The 18,446-nt window shown below is 69.0% G+C and carries 27 protein-coding genes; 25 read left to right on the top strand and 2 right to left on the bottom strand.

Features of this window, described 5'->3' with window-relative positions; translation table 11 throughout:
• Positions 1 to 7 precede the first annotated feature (7 nt).
• The 11 genes from AZE13_RS09785 to AZE13_RS09735 all read left to right on the top strand — a co-directional run bounded on the left by AZE13_RS09785 (position 8) and on the right by AZE13_RS09735 (position 6,776).
• Positions 8 to 385 (top strand): hypothetical protein, encoded by a 378-nt coding sequence (locus AZE13_RS09785; protein WP_066929102.1) that lies wholly within the window; start codon positions 8 to 10, stop codon positions 383 to 385.
• Positions 382 to 1,170 carry a hypothetical protein gene (locus AZE13_RS09780; RefSeq protein WP_066929100.1) on the top strand — a complete coding sequence of 263 codons (789 nt, stop codon included), beginning with the start codon at positions 382 to 384 and terminating at the stop codon, positions 1,168 to 1,170. Before AZE13_RS09785 ends, AZE13_RS09780 begins: the two co-directional genes overlap by 4 nt.
• Positions 1,167 to 1,904 (top strand): hypothetical protein, encoded by a 738-nt coding sequence (locus tag AZE13_RS09775; protein WP_066929099.1) that lies wholly within the window; start codon positions 1,167 to 1,169, stop codon positions 1,902 to 1,904. Before AZE13_RS09780 ends, AZE13_RS09775 begins: the two co-directional genes overlap by 4 nt.
• Entirely contained in the window at positions 1,901 to 2,554 is a 654-nt protein-coding gene (locus tag AZE13_RS37515) for a DNA cytosine methyltransferase (RefSeq protein ID WP_258527679.1), read from the top strand. The genes AZE13_RS09775 and AZE13_RS37515 overlap by 4 nt, the downstream gene beginning before the upstream one ends.
• A 16-nt stretch (positions 2,555 to 2,570) precedes the next feature.
• Positions 2,571 to 3,380 carry a hypothetical protein gene (locus AZE13_RS37925; protein ID WP_258527678.1) on the top strand — a complete coding sequence of 270 codons (810 nt, stop codon included), beginning with the start codon at positions 2,571 to 2,573 and terminating at the stop codon, positions 3,378 to 3,380.
• A gap of 25 nt (positions 3,381 to 3,405) precedes the next feature.
• Entirely contained in the window at positions 3,406 to 4,272 is an 867-nt protein-coding gene (locus AZE13_RS36275) for a hypothetical protein (protein ID WP_147264632.1), read from the top strand.
• 12 nt (positions 4,273 to 4,284) lie between these two features.
• Positions 4,285 to 5,037 (top strand): ATP-binding protein, encoded by a 753-nt coding sequence (locus AZE13_RS09755; RefSeq protein ID WP_066929093.1) that lies wholly within the window; start codon positions 4,285 to 4,287, stop codon positions 5,035 to 5,037.
• A 135-nt stretch (positions 5,038 to 5,172) separates the two neighbouring features.
• Positions 5,173 to 5,748: a hypothetical protein gene (locus AZE13_RS09750; RefSeq protein WP_147264631.1), complete on the top strand. Its 576-nt coding sequence runs from the start codon at positions 5,173 to 5,175 to the stop codon at positions 5,746 to 5,748.
• A 158-nt stretch (positions 5,749 to 5,906) separates the two neighbouring features.
• The gene (locus tag AZE13_RS09745) at positions 5,907 to 6,098 is read left to right on the top strand and encodes a helix-turn-helix domain-containing protein (protein ID WP_066929090.1); all 192 of its coding nucleotides are present in this window, start codon (positions 5,907 to 5,909) and stop codon (positions 6,096 to 6,098) included.
• 128 nt (positions 6,099 to 6,226) lie between these two features.
• Positions 6,227 to 6,421 (top strand): hypothetical protein, encoded by a 195-nt coding sequence (locus AZE13_RS09740; protein ID WP_066929088.1) that lies wholly within the window; start codon positions 6,227 to 6,229, stop codon positions 6,419 to 6,421.
• Positions 6,422 to 6,434: 13 nt separating this feature from the next.
• Positions 6,435 to 6,776 (top strand): HNH endonuclease, encoded by a 342-nt coding sequence (locus AZE13_RS09735; RefSeq protein ID WP_066929087.1) that lies wholly within the window; start codon positions 6,435 to 6,437, stop codon positions 6,774 to 6,776.
• Between the two features lie 209 nt (positions 6,777 to 6,985).
• Here AZE13_RS09735 and AZE13_RS09730 read toward each other — a convergent pair whose 3' ends face one another.
• Entirely contained in the window at positions 6,986 to 7,495 is a 510-nt protein-coding gene (locus tag AZE13_RS09730; protein ID WP_066929085.1) for a hypothetical protein, read from the bottom strand.
• A gap of 141 nt (positions 7,496 to 7,636) precedes the next feature.
• On the opposite strand from AZE13_RS09730, the gene AZE13_RS09725 reads away from it, so the two are divergent.
• From AZE13_RS09725 to AZE13_RS09690, 8 genes are all read left to right on the top strand, one after another.
• Entirely contained in the window at positions 7,637 to 8,029 is a 393-nt protein-coding gene (locus tag AZE13_RS09725) for a hypothetical protein (RefSeq protein ID WP_066929559.1), read from the top strand.
• Between the two features lie 63 nt (positions 8,030 to 8,092).
• Entirely contained in the window at positions 8,093 to 9,658 is a 1,566-nt protein-coding gene (locus tag AZE13_RS09720) for a terminase (protein WP_066929082.1), read from the top strand.
• A gap of 23 nt (positions 9,659 to 9,681) precedes the next feature.
• Complete coding sequence (locus tag AZE13_RS09715) at positions 9,682 to 11,064, top strand: phage portal protein (protein ID WP_066929079.1); 1,383 nt, start codon at positions 9,682 to 9,684, stop codon at positions 11,062 to 11,064.
• The gene (locus tag AZE13_RS09710; RefSeq protein ID WP_066929077.1) at positions 11,061 to 11,969 is read left to right on the top strand and encodes a hypothetical protein; all 909 of its coding nucleotides are present in this window, start codon (positions 11,061 to 11,063) and stop codon (positions 11,967 to 11,969) included. Before AZE13_RS09715 ends, AZE13_RS09710 begins: the two co-directional genes overlap by 4 nt.
• Before the next feature lie 118 nt (positions 11,970 to 12,087).
• Positions 12,088 to 12,660 (top strand): hypothetical protein, encoded by a 573-nt coding sequence (locus tag AZE13_RS09705; RefSeq protein ID WP_066929075.1) that lies wholly within the window; start codon positions 12,088 to 12,090, stop codon positions 12,658 to 12,660.
• A 14-nt stretch (positions 12,661 to 12,674) separates the two neighbouring features.
• On the top strand, positions 12,675 to 13,607 hold the full coding sequence (locus AZE13_RS09700; RefSeq protein WP_066929073.1) for a phage major capsid protein: 933 nt from the start codon (positions 12,675 to 12,677) through the stop codon (positions 13,605 to 13,607).
• 15 nt (positions 13,608 to 13,622) lie between these two features.
• Positions 13,623 to 14,615 (top strand): glycosyltransferase family 4 protein, encoded by a 993-nt coding sequence (locus AZE13_RS09695; RefSeq protein WP_066929071.1) that lies wholly within the window; start codon positions 13,623 to 13,625, stop codon positions 14,613 to 14,615.
• Entirely contained in the window at positions 14,593 to 15,039 is a 447-nt protein-coding gene (locus AZE13_RS09690; RefSeq protein ID WP_066929069.1) for a Gp19/Gp15/Gp42 family protein, read from the top strand. The genes AZE13_RS09695 and AZE13_RS09690 overlap by 23 nt, the downstream gene beginning before the upstream one ends.
• Here AZE13_RS09690 and AZE13_RS36270 read toward each other — a convergent pair.
• Positions 15,017 to 15,829 carry a hypothetical protein gene (locus AZE13_RS36270; protein ID WP_147264630.1) on the bottom strand — a complete coding sequence of 271 codons (813 nt, stop codon included), beginning with the start codon at positions 15,827 to 15,829 and terminating at the stop codon, positions 15,017 to 15,019. The genes AZE13_RS09690 and AZE13_RS36270 overlap by 23 nt on opposite strands.
• A 76-nt stretch (positions 15,830 to 15,905) precedes the next feature.
• Between AZE13_RS36270 and AZE13_RS09680 the strand changes: the two genes are divergently transcribed.
• The 6 genes from AZE13_RS09680 to AZE13_RS37505 all read left to right on the top strand — a co-directional run bounded on the left by AZE13_RS09680 (position 15,906) and on the right by AZE13_RS37505 (position 18,444).
• Entirely contained in the window at positions 15,906 to 16,241 is a 336-nt protein-coding gene (locus AZE13_RS09680; protein WP_066929065.1) for a head-tail adaptor protein, read from the top strand.
• A 24-nt stretch (positions 16,242 to 16,265) separates the two neighbouring features.
• Positions 16,266 to 16,547 (top strand): DUF5403 family protein, encoded by a 282-nt coding sequence (locus AZE13_RS09675; RefSeq protein ID WP_066929063.1) that lies wholly within the window; start codon positions 16,266 to 16,268, stop codon positions 16,545 to 16,547.
• Between the two features lie 17 nt (positions 16,548 to 16,564).
• On the top strand, positions 16,565 to 16,957 hold the full coding sequence (locus AZE13_RS09670; RefSeq protein ID WP_066929061.1) for a hypothetical protein: 393 nt from the start codon (positions 16,565 to 16,567) through the stop codon (positions 16,955 to 16,957).
• Between the two features lie 71 nt (positions 16,958 to 17,028).
• Entirely contained in the window at positions 17,029 to 17,616 is a 588-nt protein-coding gene (locus tag AZE13_RS09665; protein WP_066929059.1) for a hypothetical protein, read from the top strand.
• Between the two features lie 109 nt (positions 17,617 to 17,725).
• On the top strand, positions 17,726 to 18,058 hold the full coding sequence (locus AZE13_RS09660) for a phage tail assembly protein (protein ID WP_066929057.1): 333 nt from the start codon (positions 17,726 to 17,728) through the stop codon (positions 18,056 to 18,058).
• On the top strand, positions 18,010 to 18,444 hold the full coding sequence (locus tag AZE13_RS37505; protein ID WP_066929055.1) for a hypothetical protein: 435 nt from the start codon (positions 18,010 to 18,012) through the stop codon (positions 18,442 to 18,444). The genes AZE13_RS09660 and AZE13_RS37505 overlap by 49 nt, the downstream gene beginning before the upstream one ends.
• Positions 18,445 to 18,446 lie beyond the last annotated feature (2 nt).

Below are 18,446 nucleotides of genomic sequence, written 5' to 3'. Positions count from 1 at the left end.
GGGCGGCATGATCACGGTCCGGCTGCATGAAGACAGGCGGCATGTGCTTCTCGAAGGCCACGACATCGCGGAAGTCGTCGCCCAGATCATCGCGACCGTGTACGCCGCCGACCCGCAGGGCGTCGCCGACATGCTCGAAAAGATCGCGACGCGGCGCCGCACCTACGACGGACTCGCGAACCTCGAAGAGGCCCGGGACATCCCCGAACGCATCATCGACGGGGCCGCCGCCGCACTCGATGCCGCCCTCGAAACGTTTATGGACTCCCTGCCGTCCATCGACTTCGCCATGTCCGAGCGGGACGCGCGCCTACTCGCCGCCGACCTCTACCACCACGCCGCCCAGAGCACGACCGCGCGCATCCGGGAAAGGGCCGCACGATGACGCTCGTCCGCACCGAGACCCAGAAAGGCCACGCCTACACCCTCGACGGCGAACCGGCACCCGGCGTCACCACCCTCATCAGCGGCGGACTGCCCAAGCCCGCACTCGTCGGGTGGGCTGCGAAGTCCGCCGCCCGGTACGCGGTCGACCACTGGCGCGCTCTCGCCCCACTCGTCGCCTCGGGCGAGGCGGACGCGGCGTACGACGAGATCCGCCGCGCACCGTTCCGCGAACGGAACGCCGCTGCGGCCCGCGGTACCGAGGTCCACCGCTACGCCGACGCCCTCTCACGCGACGAGGACACCGAGGTCCCCGAAGAGCTGTACGGGTACGTAGCGGCGTGCGCCGGCTTCCTCGACGACTGGGGCGTCCGCCCACTGCTGAGGGAAGCCCCGGTGGGCTCGCGCGCCCACGGGTACGCCGGGACCCTCGATCTGGTGGCCGAACTGCCCGGCGGACAGGTGGCGCTGTTCGACTACAAGACGAGCCGGTCGGGCGTCTGGCCCGATACCGCGTTGCAGCTCGCCGCCTACCGGTATGCCGACTTCCACCTGAACGACGACGGCACCGAGTCCCCCATGGCACGGCTCAACATCACCGCCACGTACGCCGTGCACCTGCGCGAGGACGGCTATGCCGTCGTCCCGCTCGACACCAGCGAGGAAACGTTCCAGCTCTTCCTCGATGTGGCCGCCGTCGCCCGCGCCGACAAAGCCCGCCGCACCCTTGTCCACGCCCCGGTAACGCCCGCCCACCTCCTCAAGACTATGGAGACCAGCCGATGAGCGAGACCCTGCCGGCCACCGTCGACGCCCCAGCCGCCGCCCCGCCCGCGGAGCAGCGCGGGACCGTCGCCGAGCTCGTCGCGTGGGCCGACTCCGCCCGCGCCGCCTTCACCATCGCCGAGTCCCTCGCCCGTACGTCGTTCGTGCCCGAGGCCTTCCGGGGCAAGGCGCACGAGATCACCGCCGCCATCCTCACCGGCAACGAAATGGGACTGTCCCCGATGGCCGCTGTGCGGGCCTTCGACCTCATCAAGGGAACGCCAGCGATGCGTGCGAACGCCATGCGCGCCCTCATCCAGTCCCACGGCCACGCCATCTGGGAAGAGGAGACCACCGCTACGCGTGCCGTCGTGTGCGGCCGCCGTGCGGGCGAGGCGGAGGTCCACCGCTCGGAATGGACCATCGAGCGTGCCCGCGAGGCCCAGTTGACCGGCAAAGACAACTGGAAGCGCCAGCCCACGGCGATGCTGCTGGCTCGCGCCACCTCCGAAGCCTGCCGGCTCACCGCCTCCGATGTCCTGCACGGCGTGCCGTACTCCGCCGAGGAACTCACCGATGGCACGGCCAGCGCGACGCGCACTGTACGGCGACGCAACAAGTCGGCTGTGGAAGAACCCTCTAACCCGGAGCCGGAGGTTGCCGACGCTCTCATCGGAGATGAGGCCGAAGCGGCCACGGAGGCTGACGTACTGCTGTGGACCGTCAATCACGAGGACGGAACGGGGGACGCGTGACCGGACCCCGTATCGGCTCCCTGTGCTCCGGCTACGGCGGCCTCGACATGGGCATCATCGCCGTTCTCGGCGGTACGGTCGCCTGGCACTGCGAGATGGACCTGAACGCGTCCAAGATCCTCGCCCACCACTGGCCCGACGTACCCAACCTCGGCGACCTGACCGCCGTGGATTTCCGCGACGTCGAGCCAGTCGACGTGCTCACTGCCGGATTCCCCTGCCAGGACGTCAGCCTCGCCGGCAAGCGCGCGGGCATCGCCGACGGCACCCGCTCGGGCCTGTGGCTGCATGTCGCCCGAGCCATCGAATCCCTACGACCCTCTTTGGCGGTGATCGAAAATGTCCGCGGCCTCCTCTCGGCGACGGCCCATAGCGACGTGGAACCGTGCCCGTGGTGTGTGGGAGACGGAAGCGCTGAACCTCCTTTGCGAGCACTCGGCGCCGTACTCGGCGACCTGGCCGGCCTCGGGTATGACGCGGAATGGGCGTGCGTACGTGCGTCGGAGATCGGCACTGCCCACCGCCGCGAGCGCGTGTTCATCATCGCGCGGCCTGCTGCTGAGAACCCTCTCCTCGAACCTCGGCTCGAACGGGGGCTCACAGCATCCGGACAAGCGGCGCGCGGGTGGTCAGGTGCCGACGCTCGCTGACGAGGTGGAACACCTGATGCCCACCCCAACGGCCACGTTCATACAGGACACCATCGCCCCCGAGGTCTGGCAGGCGCGTCGTGAACGCGCGAAGGCCAGAAACCCCGGTATGGGTGACATGGGTCTACCGCTCGGCCTCGCCGTGCGCCTGCTGCCCACACCACGCAACTCGGACACCAACGGTGCCGGGACACACGGCCACGGCGGCCCAGACCTTCGTACGGCGGTGTCGCTGCTCCCGACGCCGACGGCATCGGACGACCGAGGCCACGACGCGCCAGGCCGGAAGGGCGGCCCGTCATTGACCACGGTGGCCGGTCTGCTGCCGACGCCACGCGCCTCGGACGGCGAGAAGGGTGGACCCAACCAGCGCGGCAGTAAGGGAGATCTCACCCTCTCCAGCGCGACGGCGCGGCTGCTCCCGACTCCGACGGCCAGCGAACACGGTTCGCACTACGCAACGGCAGAGGAGCGGAAGGCCGCCGGACATCAGGCGTATCTGTCGAACGTCATGACGTCGCTGACCTCCCCGCCGGCCGCGATGGAGCCACAGAGCTGCGGCATCGACTGGGGACCGTACGCCGCTGCCGTCAAGAGATGGGAAGAGTTCACCCGGTCTGCTCCACAGCCCGTGGACGACCGCGGACGACTGAACCCCGCCCTCGTCGAATGGCTCATGGGACTCCCCGACGGCCACGTGACCGCTGTCCCCGACCTATCGCGGGCCGCGCAGCTCAAGGCGCTCGGCAATAGCGTCGTGCCGCAGCAGGCCGCCGCCGCGCTGCGGTTGCTCCTCGACCGCAGCGCGACCACCGCAGCGTCGTAAGCAGAACAGGGAGAGAAGCAGGCACGTGGGAATCCGTCTGATCGTCGATGTCCTGGACCGCGCACCGCGGGATCTCACGCACCGCGAGGCGCGCGTCCTGGTCGCGCTTGCCGAGGATGCCAACGACGAGACCCGGACCACCTGGAACAGCGTCGAGTGCCCCGAGATGCTGCACCGCACCTGTGTATCCCGGTCGCAGATGTACGTAGTCCTGAAGTCGCTCACGGCCAAGGGCGCGTTGGAACGGGTTGCCGCCGGCCAGAAGAACGGCGCCGCAAAGTACCGGATTCCCACGTTCTCTGCCGCGCCTCAGCGTCCCGAAGACCGGGACGCTGACGCTCGGTCTCAGAGTGCCGGTTCCCGGGACACTGACTGCTCTCAGCATCCCGGAAACGCGGACACTGACACCCCCGCTCAGCGTCCCGGAACCCAGAACACTGCACCATCTCAGTGTCCCGAAAACCGGGACGCCAGTGTCCCGGAAACCGGGACCCCTACCCCTCCTAACCCCTCACCAACTACCCCCTCAGCCAGCAAGCAAGAGACCCCTGCTGCCGACCGTCACGCGTACGGCATCCCCCAAGCAGCACGCCCCCTCGTCGACCAGCTCACCGCCGCGGGCGTCATCGTCCGCTGGCCCTTCCAAGGCGACCAGTGGTTCCCGGTCCTCGCCCTCATCGAGAAGGCTGGCATCCCGGCCATGGTCGACCACGCCGCCAAAGCCGCCGCCCGCGCTGATGTCGCCTCAGCCCGGTACTTCCTGCGCGGCTGGAGCGAACTCCCGCCCCTGACGACGCCCGGCACCAGCAAGCCGCCGAACGCCATCTCCGGCGGCTACCAGCCCTTTACGTGCCCGCCTCCCTCCGCCTACGCAAACGACCTCGGATTCTGAGGAGCCCGTCCCATGACCGAACCCCAGACTCTCGCCCAGAACCGGCCCTCCCTGCTCGCCCGTCTCATGGCCGGCATCGCCGAGCACTGCCCCGACGTCACCGCCGCGCCGCTCTCGGACGAGCCCACTCCGGACGAGCCCGGCCACCCCGAGTACCACCGCCGGCAGCGCGCCACGTTCGCTTTCAACCGCTGGCGTACCGCCGTCCCGCACCGCTACCGCGAGGCCACCGCCACCCACCCCGATGTGCTCGCCTGGGCTGATCGCGCCGCCACCGACATCCGTGACGCCGGATTCCTCGTCCTCACCGGCAGCATCGGCACCGGCAAGACCCACCAGGCCTACGGCGCCCTGCGCCGCATCGCCGAGGCTGGACCCCGTCGCTTCGAGATGATCGCGACCACCGCCCCCGACATGTACGGGCGGCTTCGTCCCGGCGGCAGCGCACACGGCACCGAGCACGAACTGAAACGGCTCTGCCGCGTCCCGCTCCTGCTCCTCGACGACCTCGGCACCGAGAAGCTCTCCGAGTGGACCGAGGAAGCCACCTACCGGCTCATCAACGAGCGCTACAACCAGTGCCTCCCGCTCGTTGTCACCACGAACTTCCCCGTCCGGGCCGCGCCCGACGAGACCGGCCGGCCGAGCGGGCCCGACCTGGTCAGCCGTCTCGGTGACCGTCTCGCATCCCGCCTCGCGCAGACTGCCAGCATCGTCCGTCTCGACGGCCCAGACCTCCGGCGCCAGTTGAGGAGCGCGGCGTGACTTCGGCTCGGGCTCCGTCTCCGCGCTTCCCGACGTCGGCGAGCCCTTCACTGAAGGGGACTACGCAGATATCACCGAATACGGATGGCCGAAGGGTGACGAGTGATGAGTGATTGCCAGAACTGTCCAAGGAGCGTGCGCGGTGAACGCTGCCTGTGCCATATCTGCGAAGAGCGTTTGGGTAAGCAACTGGACGAAATTCCCGTGCTCTACAGAACGCTAGAGGGCATCATCGGCGTAAAGCCGACTAGCACCGGAAAGAGCGCCGCCGTAGAAGCTCCCGCGCCGTGCAATATTGACGCGCTCAACCTCACCGCCACGGGCGGAATCCCCGACATCCTCGTCTCATGGGTCACCGACTGGTACGACCTCCTCGGCTGGTACCAGCCTCAGTGGGGCACCGCCCACGACCGCGTTACAACCGCAGCTCAGCGGCTCCGTGTGAACCTCCCATGGGCGGCCGAACGCCACCCGGCGGCCGGGGACTTCGCCCACGAGATCGCATGGCTTCACAGCCGCGCCCAACGCGTCATCGACGGTGACACGCCTCGCGTCCCGCTCGGCGCGTGCGAGTGCGGCGGACGCATCACGGCTAATCCAGCAACCCTCACCGCGCGTTGCAGTGCATGCTTCACCCAATGGCGCGGACCGCAACTCGCCGAACTCGCCGACGCCATGAGGAAACCGGCTATCGGCGCCGAGGCGGCGTAATGGGTTGACAATCCAGCCCCTGTGAAAATAGCTTCGGATACGAGCGCAAGACGTGTCACCGCACAGCGGCACACCGTCCCATCGCGCGCAGACCAGAATGGGCCGCCTCTACCCCCGAGAGGCGGTCCATTCGCCTTTCCCAAAGGAGGTTCCGCGCGTTGAGCGCCCCCATCCTCGTACGGCCCGACGAAGCCGCCTCCTACTGCCGCCGCCCCGCCGCCACCGTCTACCGGTGGGCACACGAGGGCCGCATCACCCAGCACGGCACCGGCCGCGGGAACGTCCGCTACGACCTCCGCGAACTCCCCGCACCCGGCCAACCGGCACCGCCGAGGAAGGCCACCACGTGACTGCCACGACCACCACCCAACGCACCGAGCCCAAGCTGGACCCGCGCTACCACCTCAGCCGCCGCGAGTACGAACGCCTCATGCGCCAGATCCCGCGCGGCCCGCACGGCCAGTGAAGGAGCGCGACCGTGACCAACAGCCTTGAGAGCTACTGGAAGGCCGGCGAAGGCTCCGCGAAGATCCGTTGGGGTACCCCCGGCGACTGGACCCGCTGTCACCGCCACCTGACAAAGCACGTCGGAGACGACCGCGCCCGCCGCATCTGTAGCCAGTGGCACCACGATCAAACCGGCATGTGGCCCGGCGACAATCGCAACCCGTGAGGAGGTGACCCGCATGGCATGGGACACCAGCAACCGCGCGAAGCGCCTGCCACCGAACTGGCCCATCCTGCGCGCCACGATCCTCCGTCGCGACAACGGCATCTGCCACGTCTGCGGCAAGCACGGCGCAGACCAGGTCGACCACATCACCCCCGGCGACGACCACTCACCCGACAACCTCGCCGCCATCCACTCGGACCCGTGCCACCGCGCGAAGTCGAGCAGCGAGGGCGGCAAGGCCGCTGCGAAGTCCCGCGCGCAGCTGCCCCGGCAGCGACCCACCGAGCCGCACCCCGCAGCACAGCGCCGACGCGCACCGCGACCGGACGACGAGCACACGGACGGCGACGAGTGACCACGTGACCAAGGCGTATGCACTGCATACGCCTAACGGATCGGGGTCAAGTCGCGTCTGACCAGCGGGAACGTGGGGGAGACCCCCCACCCCGGTGATCTTGGGAAGACCGCATCGTCATAGCAGTCCCCGTCATGCGTGCGGTTCCGTCGCGTTTTCCCGGCCTTCGTCCTCATCCTTGGGTTTGCGGAGTCAGGCGGCGTGTGAGGCTACGCCCCTCGTGACACGACATCGATCGTCTCGGCGACGCCGAGCGCCGCCAACACCTGGGCCTTACCAGTTTCGGGGTCCAGACGGCCCGACGCGACTGCCTCGGCCAGCCGCGCCGCGTGATCGAGCGCCGTCACCACAGCCCCGTGAATCTCGTACCGCTGCATCTCGGGATCCTTAAACACAGCGGCCAGCCAGTCGTGGGCGGCACGCAGCATGGCGGCAACGTCGCCGCCGTAGTCCCGTAGGCGCTGTGTGGTCAGAGGGCCGATCCATTGGTCGCCATGAGACTGCACCACTTGTTCGTAGGCTCGGTGATCGAGAACGGTTCCGCACCGGCCGTCTGGTGCGTGGCTGATCTGTCGTCCGGGCCAGTCCTGCGTGAGTGACCGGTGCCGGGTGCACACTTTCACCTGATACTCCAGCGCGCGCCCCGCCTTTCGGCTTCGGCCTTCGACGGCGTGGGCAGCCGGCATCGGGCATGTAGTGATCTGGCGCAGAACAGGCATCCGAGTCTCCCGTCGGCGGTGGTGTCCGGAACCGATGATGGCTGCGCCAGCGGCCGGGGTCTGCTCTGCCAGTGCACAAAGGGTGTGACCCGCATCACGGGATGGGGAGTCCAGTCAGTTCTCCGGTTGGGGGTGGTCGCCGTGGCCGGTTTTGACACCGAGCGGGCCAAGCCGCGCCCGCCCGCGAAGCTCGGTGCAGCCGGCCGCCGTCTGTGGCGTGAGGTCGTCGAACGGTACGAGCTGCGCCCCGATGAGGCGCGCATCCTCGGCGACGCATGCCGTGAGGCCGACATCGTGGAACGCCTCGAAGCCGAGCTGGCCGACGCCCCGTTGATGGTCAAGGGGTCCATGGGGCAGCTCGTCGCCTCCCCGCTCGTCTCCGAAGTGCGCCAACACCGCTCGGTGCTGGCAGCGCTCCTGAAGTCGTTGAAGCTGCCCGATGCCCCGGCGGACGCGCAGCGTAAGCAGAACCTCGTGTCCGAGCAGGCACGCGCCGCCGCCCGCGCCCGGTGGGGGAACGTCAAGGGGGTGTGACCGTTGCGCGTCACGCTCGCTGGTCAACGCATACCGCTCGCCCCCGATGGTCTACCAATCGGCATGCCCACCGACTACGGCCTCTCCACCCTGGGGTGGGGAGTACTCGCGTGGGGCGAGACGTTCCTCGCACAGCCGGACGGCAGCGCGGCGGGCGATTCGTGGCGGTGGACGGACACTCAAGCCCGCGTGGTCGCCTGGTGGTATGCCGTCGACTCCCACGGCTCGTGGCTGTTCCGCCGCGGCCAGGTCGTCATGCCCAAGGGTGCCGGCAAGTCCCCGCTCGCTAGCGCCCTGTCCTGCTGCGAACTTGCGGCGGAAGTGGTGTTCGACGGCTTCGACGCCGCAGGCGAGGCCGTCGGTCGGCCGCACCCTTCGCCCCATGTGCAGCTCGCCGCCGTCAGCCAGGACCAGACAGACAACACCATGTCGCTCGTCCTGGCGATGCTGCGCGAGGGCGACGCCGCCCACGCGATACCCGGGCTCGACATCGGCCTGACCCGTGTCCGCACTCGCGCGGGAAGGCTGGAGCCGGTCACCGCGTCGGCGGCCTCCCGAGAGGGCCAGCGCCTCACCGCGGCCGTCCTCGACGAGCCCCATTTGTGGCTGCCGTCCAACGGGGGCCGCAAGCTCGCCGCCACCATCCGCCGCAATCTCGGCAAGATGAATGGCCGGTCCATCGAGACCACGAACACGTGGGTTCCCGGCGAGGACTCCGTTGCCGAGAAGACCGCCGAGGACGCCGAACAGGCCCTGTCCCGCAGGGAGTTCGGAGGGCTCATGCGCTACCACCCGCAGGCCTCCGTTAAGGATCTGTCCGACGAGGCCGAAGTCCGTGCCGCGTTGAAGCGGCTGTACCGGGACGCGCCATGGGTGCGCATCGATCGCGTGTTGGAAGAGATCTACGACACCAGCACCGACCCCGCCGACGCACGGCGCTTCTACCTCAACGAGGTCGCCACGGCGGATGACGCACTCTTCGCCCCACACGAGTGGGATGTCTGCCGTACCGACGCGGAGCTGATCGACGGGGACACCATCGTCCTCGGCTTCGACGGCTCCATCCGCGACGACGCCACGGCGCTCGTCGCCTGCCGCATCGAGGACCGGCTGTTCGTCCCGCTCGGCATCTGGGAACGCCCCGACGGTCCCGACGGCAAGGGCTGGGAGATCGACCGCGAAGCCGTGGACACCGCCGTCCGGGACGCGTTCGACCGGTACGACGTGGCTGGTCTCTTCGCCGACGTCGAGCACTGGGAAAGCTATGTGGACGCCTGGGGCCGCGACTTCCGCGAGACCGTCCGAGTCCGCGCCTCGACGAGCAACCCGGTGGCCTGGGACATGCGCGGGCGCCTGTACCAATCGACCCTGGCCAACGAACGCCTCATGCGCGCCGTACGCGACGGCAAGATCCGTCACGCCGGGGACGTGACGCTACGCCGCCACGTCCTCAATGCCCGGCGCCGCCCCAACCGGTACGGCATCAGCTTCGGCAAGGACAGGCGCGGCAGCCGCCGCAAGGTCGACGGATGGGCCGCCTGCCTGCTCGCCGAGATGGCCCGCTACGACCTGACCATGAACGGCAAGGGCACGACCCGCAAAGACCGGCGCGTGATCGTCCTCCGCTGATCACCAACTGAAGAGGGGGAGCGATGGCCGACGACTACGCCGCCACAGTGGCCCGGCTCGAACGCAAGCTGACCAGCGGCGCCCACACCCGATCCCGCCTCGACCGCTATTACGAGGGTCGGGTCCGGCTCGCGTCCATCGGGCTCGCCCTTCCGCCCGAGATGCGGCAGCTGTCGACGGTAGTCAACTGGCCGGCCCTGTATGTCGATGCGCTCGAAGAGCGGCTGGACGTGGAAGGGTTCCGGCTCGAAGGATCGGCGGACGCCGACGACCGGCTGTGGCAGTGGTGGCAGGCCAATGACCTCGACGAGGAAAGCCAGCTGGCCCACCTCGACGCCCTGATCTACGGGCGTGCCTACGTCACCGTCGGCACTCCGCTCGACGCGGCGGCCACACCCGTGATCCGGGTGGAGTCCGCCCGCCACATGGCAGCCGACTTCGACCCCTACACCCGCCAGATCACCGCCGCGCTTCGCGTGCTTGCCGAGGAGCCCGAGGACGAGCCCCACGACCGCGACAGCCACCCCACCAAGCCGCCGTACGCCGCCCGCCTCTATCTGCCCGACCGTACGGTCTCGCTCGAACGCGTAAAGAACGGAGGCCGGTGGAACGTGAGCGGTGAGGACGTGCACAACCTCGGCCGCCCCCTGGTGGAGATGCTGACCAACCGTGGGCGCGCGGGTGAGCGGTCCGGCGCGAGCGAGATGCGCGACGTGATGGCGCTGACGGACGCCGCGTGCCGTTCGCTGACCAATCTGCAGGGCGCCCAAGAGATGCTGGCGGTCCCGCAGCGGTACGTACTCGGCGCGAGCCAGCAGGACTTCCAGGATGCCCACGGCAACCCCCTCCCTGCATGGGAAGCGTATGTGGGCCGTTTCCTCATGCTGGCGAACGACGACGCCAAGGCCGGCCAGTTCCCGTCCGCCGACCTGCGGAACTTCGTGGAGGTCATGAACCTCTACGCCAAGCTCGTCGCCTCCGTCACCGGCCTCCCGCCTTACTACCTGGGGATGTCCACGGACAACCCCGCCTCGGCGGATGCGATCCGCTCGTCCGAGGCACGGCTGATCAAGCGCGCGGAGCGCAAACAGCGCGCTTTCGGCGGCGGGTGGGAACGCGTGATGCGGCTCGCCCTGCTCGTCGAAGGACTCGACACCACGGGCGCGGCGGGGATGGAAACCGTCTGGCGCGACGCCGCGACCCCGACGGTTGCAGCACGCGCGGACGCCGTGACGAAACTCGTGGCCACGGGGATCCTCCCCGTCGAAGCGGCGTGGGAACAGCTCGGCTACTCCCCGCAGTACCGCGCCCGGCTCCGCGCCATGACCGACGCCGACCCCGCCGTCAGATACCTCGCCGCCACAGGCGGTGGTACATCCGACGAGGGCGGGGCGGCGGCCGCGTGAGGCCCGAGGAATACCGGAGCCGACAGAACACGATCACGGCCGCGCTGCGCGCCGTGCTGGCCCCGCTCGTCCGCTCGCTGCGCGGACGGCCGAGCGATGCGCAGTGGGCCGCTTTCCTCGAAGCCTCCTACCCCGCGATCTACCGGGCGCGCGTCGAGTCCTGGCAGCTCGCCGCCGACTTCTACGCCGCCCAGCGCCGCGCCCAGCTCACCCCGACCCGCAGCGGGGAAACCTCACGCCGTGACGCAACAACCCCGGACACCACGGAGACGGATGCGTCACGCCAGGACGATACGGCCGAGCCGGATTCCGCACGGGATCCGTCACAGCGTGAGGAAACAGCCCCGCGCAACAGGCTCGCGGCGGTCGACGGCGGCCGTGACGAAAGCCCGGAGGTGCCACGACGCAACTACCCGCCGCGCACCGTGGCCGCCGCCTACCGCCTCTTGCGCGCCCAGCTCAATACCCTCGACGAGGGCGAGCGGCCCCCAGAGACCACGACCGAGCGCGCGGTACGCATCGCCGAGCGGCACGCCCGCGACGCCGGCCGCGAAGCCATCGTGGACGCCGCCCGCCACGACCCCGCCGCCCTCGGCTACGCCCGCCGCGCCCTGTCGGCGAACCCGTGTGCGTTCTGCCTGATGCTCGTCAGCCGTGGCGCGGTCTACAAGAACGCGTCCGCCGCGCTGAACCGCGACGGCGAGAACGAGCCGTACCACGACGGCTGTTCCTGCGTCGCCGTCCCCATCTTCAACGCCGACGCATGGCCCGGACGCGAGGAAGCCGAAGAACTCGAACGCCAGTGGCGCGCGAGCGGCGGCACCCTCGCCGACTGGCGCCGCCACCTCGCCGAGCAGCGCCAGCAGGCGGCCGACGACGACAGCACGGCACCCGCTGCCTCGTAACGCTCGACCGCACCACCCGCGCGCTGATCCCCGCAACGGGGACGGGCGCACTCGCCATGCCCACTACGCCGCGCACCGCAACGGAGCCGGCGATGCGCCCGGAAAGGGAGCGAACCCCGTGTCCGACACCACCGCCACCACGGCCGCCGCAAGCACCCTCGCCAACGGAGCTGAAGCCGTTGGCGTCACTTCGTCCCCTCCCACCGCGGCCCCGGGCGGCACAGGCCCCGACACCTCCGCCGATGCCCTACCTGCCGAGCAGCACGACCCCGCTGACGACGACCAGGACGAAGGCGGGACGGACGAGCTCACGCGGTGGAAGCGCCGTGCCCGTGACTGGGAACGCCGTGCCAAGCGCAACAGCGACCTCGCCACCCGCTACCCCGACCTCGAAGCCCGCGCCCGGTCCCTCGAAGAGCAGTACGAGGAGGCCCTTGGCGCCCGCACACGGGCCGAGGCCGACCTGTGGCGCGAGCGCGCCGCCCGCGCCCACGGCATCCCCGACGACCTCTTGGAGTTCCTGACCGGCTCCTCCGAGGACGAGGTCATGCAGCGAGCGGAGCGCATCGCCGCCAAGATCACCGGCCCCCGCCGGCCCCTGCCCGACCCCACCCAGGGCGGCGGGGCATCCGCCCCGGCGTCGCCCGCGGACATCTTCGCCCAGTTCGCGCGTGAGCGCCTGCACAGATAGAGGAGATCACATCCATGCCATCCCCTGGCATCCTCGCTGACATCGGTCAGCTTCCCGTCGAAGTCGTCGCCCCGATCTTCGAGAAGGCACAGGAACAGTCCTTGATCCTGAGCATGGCCAACACCATGCCCCTCTCGTACGGACAGACGAACATCCCCGTCATCACCCAGCGTCCCGAAGCCGGACCGGTCGGCGAGAGCGAGCGCAAGCCGGGCAGCGAGTACCGGTACGAAATGCGCGTGGTCACCCCGCGCAAGTTCGCGACCATCGTGACCGTCTCCCAAGAGTTCATGGATGCCGACATCGCCGGCCTGTACTCGCAGATCCAAGGGGACCTGTCGTTCGCCATCGCCCGCGCCGTGGACCTGGCCGTCCTCCACGGCCGCGCAGCCACCACCGGTGACGCGCTCGCCGGCGTGGAAGGCCAATTCCTCAACGCCACCGACAACCGCGTCACCCTCGGTACCGCGCTCCCCGACGAAGGCGGCCTGGCCAAGGACATCGGCGACGGGTACGAGCTCGTCGTGGACGCCGGCCACGACTTCACCAGCTTCGCCGCCGACCCGCGCTTCCGCGCCCGCGCCGTCAACGCCTACGACTCCTTCGGCCGCCCCCTCTTCCAGGCAGCCGGACCGGACCTGTCCGACGCCACCATGACCGTGATGGGCCTGCCTGTCCGCTACGGCCGCGCCGTCTCCGGCAAGATCGGAGCCAATCACGACACCCGCGTCCGCGCCATCGGCGGCGACTTCAACCAACTGCGCGTCGGCATCGTCAAGGACCTCCGTCTCGACTTCACTGACAGTGCCTCGATCACGCTCGGCGGACAGCTCGTGTCGCTGTGGGAAAACAACCTCGTAGCACTGCGAGCCGAGATCATTTTCGGATGGGCCATAGGTGATCTTGAGGCGTTCGCCGCCTACGAGGACGCCCCCGCCCGATCCTGACGAAAGGGGGACCGCGTGCGCGTCGTCGCCCTCGTCCACTGGTACGTGCCGTTCCACAACGCCGGATCGGAAACGATGCTCCACACGCTACTCAGGGCGCTCGTCGATGCCGGCCACGAAGCCCATGTGGTGACCACGAGCCAAGAGGAAGGAGAAGCGGAGTACGTCCACCAGGGCGTGACCGTCCACCGTGCCGGAGCCCTCGGCACGGTCCCCGAACTCCTCGACACCCTCGCCCCGGCCGCGCTGGTCACCCACCACCAGGAGACCCCGCACGCTAGCCAGTACGGACGCACACGCGGGGTTCCGGTGATTCAGCTGATCCACAACGACATGCAGCACACGCGCGTGTGGCTGCACAAGCGGCCCGCGCTTGCAGTTTTCAACACCCTGTGGATAGAGCGCGAGTTGGCCCGCTACAACGTGCCCCGCATCGTCGTCCACCCGCCCGTGCACGCCGCCGAACACGCCACCAGCCCCGGCGAGCTGGTGACGCTGGTCAACCTCAACGCCCACAAGGGCGGAGAGATCTTGTACGAACTCGCCAAGCGGATGCCGGACGTCAAGTTCGCCGGTGTGATCGGCGGCCACGGCGAACAGGTCATCCGCCGGGACGTGCCCAACGTCGAGATCATCCCGCACACGCCGGACATGCGCGGGAACGTGTGGGCGCGCACCCGGGTGCTGCTCATGCCCAGCGTGTACGAGTCGTACGGCATGGCCGCCATCGAGGCGATGTGCTCGGGCATCCCCGTCATCGCCAACCCCACCCCCGGCCTCGTCGAGTCCGTTTCGTGGGCCGGAACGTTCGCGGACCGCGGCAACCTCGACGCGTGGGTCTCCGCCATTCGCTCACTCATCCTTCCGGATCGGTGGACCGCCGCCTCGGCTGCCGCCTGCGAGCGAGTCGCCGAACTCGACCCCCGCCCCGAACTCGCCCGTTGGGTGACCGCCGTCGAACGACTCGAAGGGGAGGGGCAAGCTCGTGGCGTACGCAACCGTCGATGATGTCGCCGCCCGCCTCGGCCGCCCCCTCGACGAGGACGAGCAACGGCTTGCGGCCGTGCTCCTCGACGACGCCGAGCAACGCATACGCGCCCGCATCCCCGACCTCGACGAACGCGTCAGCGCGGACGAGCACTACCGCGCCCTCGTCGTCTCCGTCGAAGCCGCCTCCGTCGTCCGCGTCCTGCGCAACCCCGGCGGCTACCGCTCCGAGACGGACGGCAACTACGCCTACACCCTCGACACCCGCGCCGCGGCCGGCTTCCTCACCATCCTCGACGACGAATGGGCACTCCTCGGCGTCTCACGCGGCGCGTTCACCGCCGTGCCCTACCTCGACCCGCTGCGCCACGACCCGCGCTACCTCGTCCGCTACCCGCGCGGGACCGGCCCCTACCTCCCGCTCAACCGTGAGTGGTGGCCGTAGCCGGTGGGGGAATTCGGTGCAGTGCGAACCGCCATCCCGTATTGACGTACCCCTTGCTCTCACGAGACTTTTGGCGTTCTGAACTGCGTTCCGGGAATTCGATTCGATACACGCCGTCGCGAAAGCTGACATCAGGTTCGAGGTGCCTCTTGGCGAAATTCGCCAAGAGATCATCTTCCGTCCAAAGGCTAGACTTCGACTTCAGTGCGGTCGCTAGAATGATCATATCGTTCAGACTGTTTCTGAAGTTCGCCTTCAGGTTGACGCCGGATGCAATGAGGGACCGAAGTAAGTCGAAGGCTAGCTGTGCGTGTTGCCCGTTTATGGGGATACATCTGATCTTTTCCTCTATGAGGAAGTGGAATTTAGCTGTAAGGGCCTTTTTCTCCTTCTTCGGGAGGTGGAATATGGCCTCCCTGAAGATCCTGTCACCTGCCGAGTTGATCAAAGCCGCCATGCCCATGTGCCCGTGTTCCACGATCGATGGGAACTCGTTGTTGAAATCCATCACGAGTCGATCGGTCCTGTTGCGAAAACGTGGCATGTTGCCGGGGCGGTCCATGACGACCGCCGGCCCTGTTTCTGGGGTGACTCGGGGCGGCACGGAGAGGATCTGCGGGGACGGGGTGAAGTATCTAGACTTGCCGGTATTCCGATCGCGCACCGTCAAGAATTCGTGCGCCACGGTGCTCGGAATGGTGAAGCCTGCAATGGATTCTTTCAAGACCCCTTTCATTGCGTACGAGATGATTTGAGTGTCCGCAATCGTCGCGTTTGGAATATCGGTCACCTCGACCCTCCACCCATCAACCTCGACTCAGGAACGTAATCCTAGGGCTTCAACAGCAGAGACGAACGGTGCTTCTGTGAGCTTGCTGGACAGGGGAAACGAGACCGTCACCATCTACCCGCAGGAACAGACCACCGACGACCGCGGCAACGTCGTATGGCGCCCCTCCGCGATCCCCGTGGTCGTCCGGTGCCGCATCCAGCCGGAAGACCCCGACGAGCCGACCGTAGCCGGACAGGCCACGACCACCACCTACCGCGTGATCGCGCGGGACGCGCCACTCGGCCCATGGGCACGCGTCGAATGGGACGGCCGCACGTGGGATGTGGTCGGCGAACCCCGCCGCTACAACGGGTCATCCGCCACCCGGCACATCGACGCCCTCATCCGCGCCCGCACCACCACGACATGACAAGGAGGTGTCGCCATCGCCAGCATGAGCCGCCGCCTGGCCCGGATGCGCAGCGTGAAAGCCGCCGTTCGGCAGCGGGGCAACCGCATCGCCGAGCATGCACGGGCCGACCTCGCAGCGCACCGTGCCGAAGGCGATGCCCGCATCGAGGTGACCCATGGCCGTACCGATGTGGTGGTGTCCCTTGTCGATGTCGCTGCCCTGTCCATTGAGTACGGCCGCGTCGCTTCCACCAACAGCCGCGGCCGGCGGGTGGGTCCCATGCAGGGGCTTTACATCATGACCCGTGCGGCGCGAGGGGGCTGAGGCCGTTGCCTGCCCGGATGCTGCCGTCCGCGGCTGATCTCCTCGTCGGCATCCTGCGCCCCGCCCTCGCGGGCGCGACCGTGGGAACTCTGCTGCCTGAGCCGATGCCGTTGCCGTTCGTCCTTGCTCGTCCGGTCGGCGGGGCCGCGGTGGACATGCGGTTCCTCGCCCGCGCCGTGGTCGATGTGCAGACCTGGGCCGAGTCGGACCGCGCGGCCGAAGACCTCGCCGCTGCCTCCCGTACGGCCCTGGTCATGGCATGGCGGGCGCAAACCGTGGTGCCGGCCGTGGGCTCCATCGGCTTCCTCACTGAGCGCACGGCCCCCGTGCTGTTGCCGGAGGAGCGCACGCCCGATGGCGTGTACCGCTACCAGGCCACTTACGAACTCGCCGTCCGCCCCGCCCCGTAGACGGCGGCCCCCAACCCGTCACCCGAGCGCTCCGACCCCTTGTCGGGGCGCTTCGTCGTTCCCGAGAGACCTTGGAGGGCACCGCCGTGCCGCTCGACGACAACGCCGTCCTCAACCCGGCCGTGGGCCACTACTACTTCGCCCCCACGACCGGACAGCCCATCCCCGACGACATCACCAGCCCCGCCGCGCCGTGGGTCGACCTCGGACACACCAGCCTCGACGACCCGTTCGGCGTCAACAGCGAAGGCGGAGAGACCGAAACGCTCGGTACCTGGCAGAACAAGAACATCCGCAACACCACCAGCGCACGCGTGGAAACCGTCACCTTCGCTCTTCAGCAGTGGGACGAGCAGGCCTACCGCGCGTTCTGGGGCACCAACGCCACCACGATCCAGGCCGCCGGCCGCACGGTCGTGCAGACCCCGAGCGTCCCCGAAGAGCTCGAAGGCGCGCTGTTCGTCCTCGTCCGCGACGGCGCGATGGGCATGTTCTTCCACTTTCCGCGGGTGTCCATCGCCCGCGCCGACGACATCGAGTTCGACGCCGAGAAACTGGCCGGCCTGCCCGTGCGCGCCACCGTCCTGGGCATGTCCGGCCAGGACTGGACCTACCAGGTCGGCACCCTCGCCCCGCTCTCCACACTGCCGGGCTCCTGAGCGCCCACCCCTGTCAGCCGGGCGGCGCGGTCATCGCGGACCGCCGCGCCGCCCGGCCTTGCCATGCCCACCCCGCAAGCGTCCGCACGAACCCTGGAGGTCCGTACCCATGGCCCGCGTCACGCTCGACGAGATCCGCCGCGCTGCCGAGCGGCAGTACGGCGACTTCGACATCGCCCTACCGGACGGCACCACGGCCACGCTTCGCTCCCCGCTGCGCATGAGCGCCGAGGAACGCTCCCTCCTCGGAGACATCGAATCCCTCGTCGGCGCCGGCGACACCGGCGCCATAACCGAAGCCCTCAAGATCGCTGCCAAGACTCCCGAACAGGCCGCCCGGCTCCTCGATGCCCTCGGCGGAGACCTCGCCGCCGCCGCTGTGCTCTTCGAGCAGTGGGCGACGGCGGTGAGCGTGGGGGAACCCTCGCCCTCTGCGAGCTGACCGACGAGTACGGCACGGCGCTGCTCGCCGACTTTCGCCGCTTCTACGGCCTCGACCTGGCCGAAGCACTCTTCGGAAGCCAGCCGGTGGCGCCGTCGCTGCTGCTGGGGCTCGTAGAGGAACTCCCCGAAGACTCCGCGCTCGCCGCAGCCGTCCGCGGCGGGCCCCACCACCGCGGCTGGACCGTTTCGGCGCACCTGCTCGCCTCGGTCATCGACGCCGTGAACGACGCCGCGTGGATCACCGCGCAGGCCAATTCCCGCAAGCGCATCCGCCGTCCGCGGCGCTTCCCCCGTCCGGCCGCCGACCAGCGGCGCCCGGCCACCGTCGCCGATCTGGCGCGACGTTTCGGCGCTCCCGAACAGGGGGCCGTCATAAGGAGGTGACC

The sequence above is a fragment of the Streptomyces sp. NBRC 110611 genome, from assembly GCF_001590865.1.
Classification (GTDB): Bacteria; Actinomycetota; Actinomycetes; order Streptomycetales; family Streptomycetaceae; genus Streptomyces.
The sequence above is the reverse complement of the archived record's forward strand: the minus strand, read 5'-3'. Positions and strand labels throughout refer to the sequence as shown.

Excerpts from the sequence above, each read along its gene's own strand:
- AZE13_RS09785 (WP_066929102.1), top strand. The coding sequence starts at position 8 with ATGATCACGGTCCGGCTGCATGAAGACAGGCGGCATGTGCTTCTCGAA.
- AZE13_RS09780 (WP_066929100.1), top strand. The coding sequence starts at position 382 with ATGACGCTCGTCCGCACCGAGACCCAGAAAGGCCACGCCTACACCCTC.
- AZE13_RS09775 (WP_066929099.1), top strand. The coding sequence starts at position 1,167 with ATGAGCGAGACCCTGCCGGCCACCGTCGACGCCCCAGCCGCCGCCCCG.
- AZE13_RS37925 (WP_258527678.1), top strand. The coding sequence starts at position 2,571 with ATGCCCACCCCAACGGCCACGTTCATACAGGACACCATCGCCCCCGAG.
- AZE13_RS09755 (WP_066929093.1), top strand. The coding sequence starts at position 4,285 with ATGACCGAACCCCAGACTCTCGCCCAGAACCGGCCCTCCCTGCTCGCC.
- AZE13_RS09735 (WP_066929087.1), top strand. The coding sequence starts at position 6,435 with ATGGCATGGGACACCAGCAACCGCGCGAAGCGCCTGCCACCGAACTGG.
- AZE13_RS09730 (WP_066929085.1), bottom strand. The coding sequence starts at position 7,495 with ATGCCTGTTCTGCGCCAGATCACTACATGCCCGATGCCGGCTGCCCAC.
- AZE13_RS09720 (WP_066929082.1), top strand. The coding sequence starts at position 8,093 with ATGCCCACCGACTACGGCCTCTCCACCCTGGGGTGGGGAGTACTCGCG.
- AZE13_RS09715 (WP_066929079.1), top strand. The coding sequence starts at position 9,682 with ATGGCCGACGACTACGCCGCCACAGTGGCCCGGCTCGAACGCAAGCTG.
- AZE13_RS09700 (WP_066929073.1), top strand. The coding sequence starts at position 12,675 with ATGCCATCCCCTGGCATCCTCGCTGACATCGGTCAGCTTCCCGTCGAA.
- AZE13_RS09675 (WP_066929063.1), top strand. The coding sequence starts at position 16,266 with ATGAGCCGCCGCCTGGCCCGGATGCGCAGCGTGAAAGCCGCCGTTCGG.
- AZE13_RS09670 (WP_066929061.1), top strand. The coding sequence starts at position 16,565 with ATGCTGCCGTCCGCGGCTGATCTCCTCGTCGGCATCCTGCGCCCCGCC.
- AZE13_RS09660 (WP_066929057.1), top strand. The coding sequence starts at position 17,726 with ATGGCCCGCGTCACGCTCGACGAGATCCGCCGCGCTGCCGAGCGGCAG.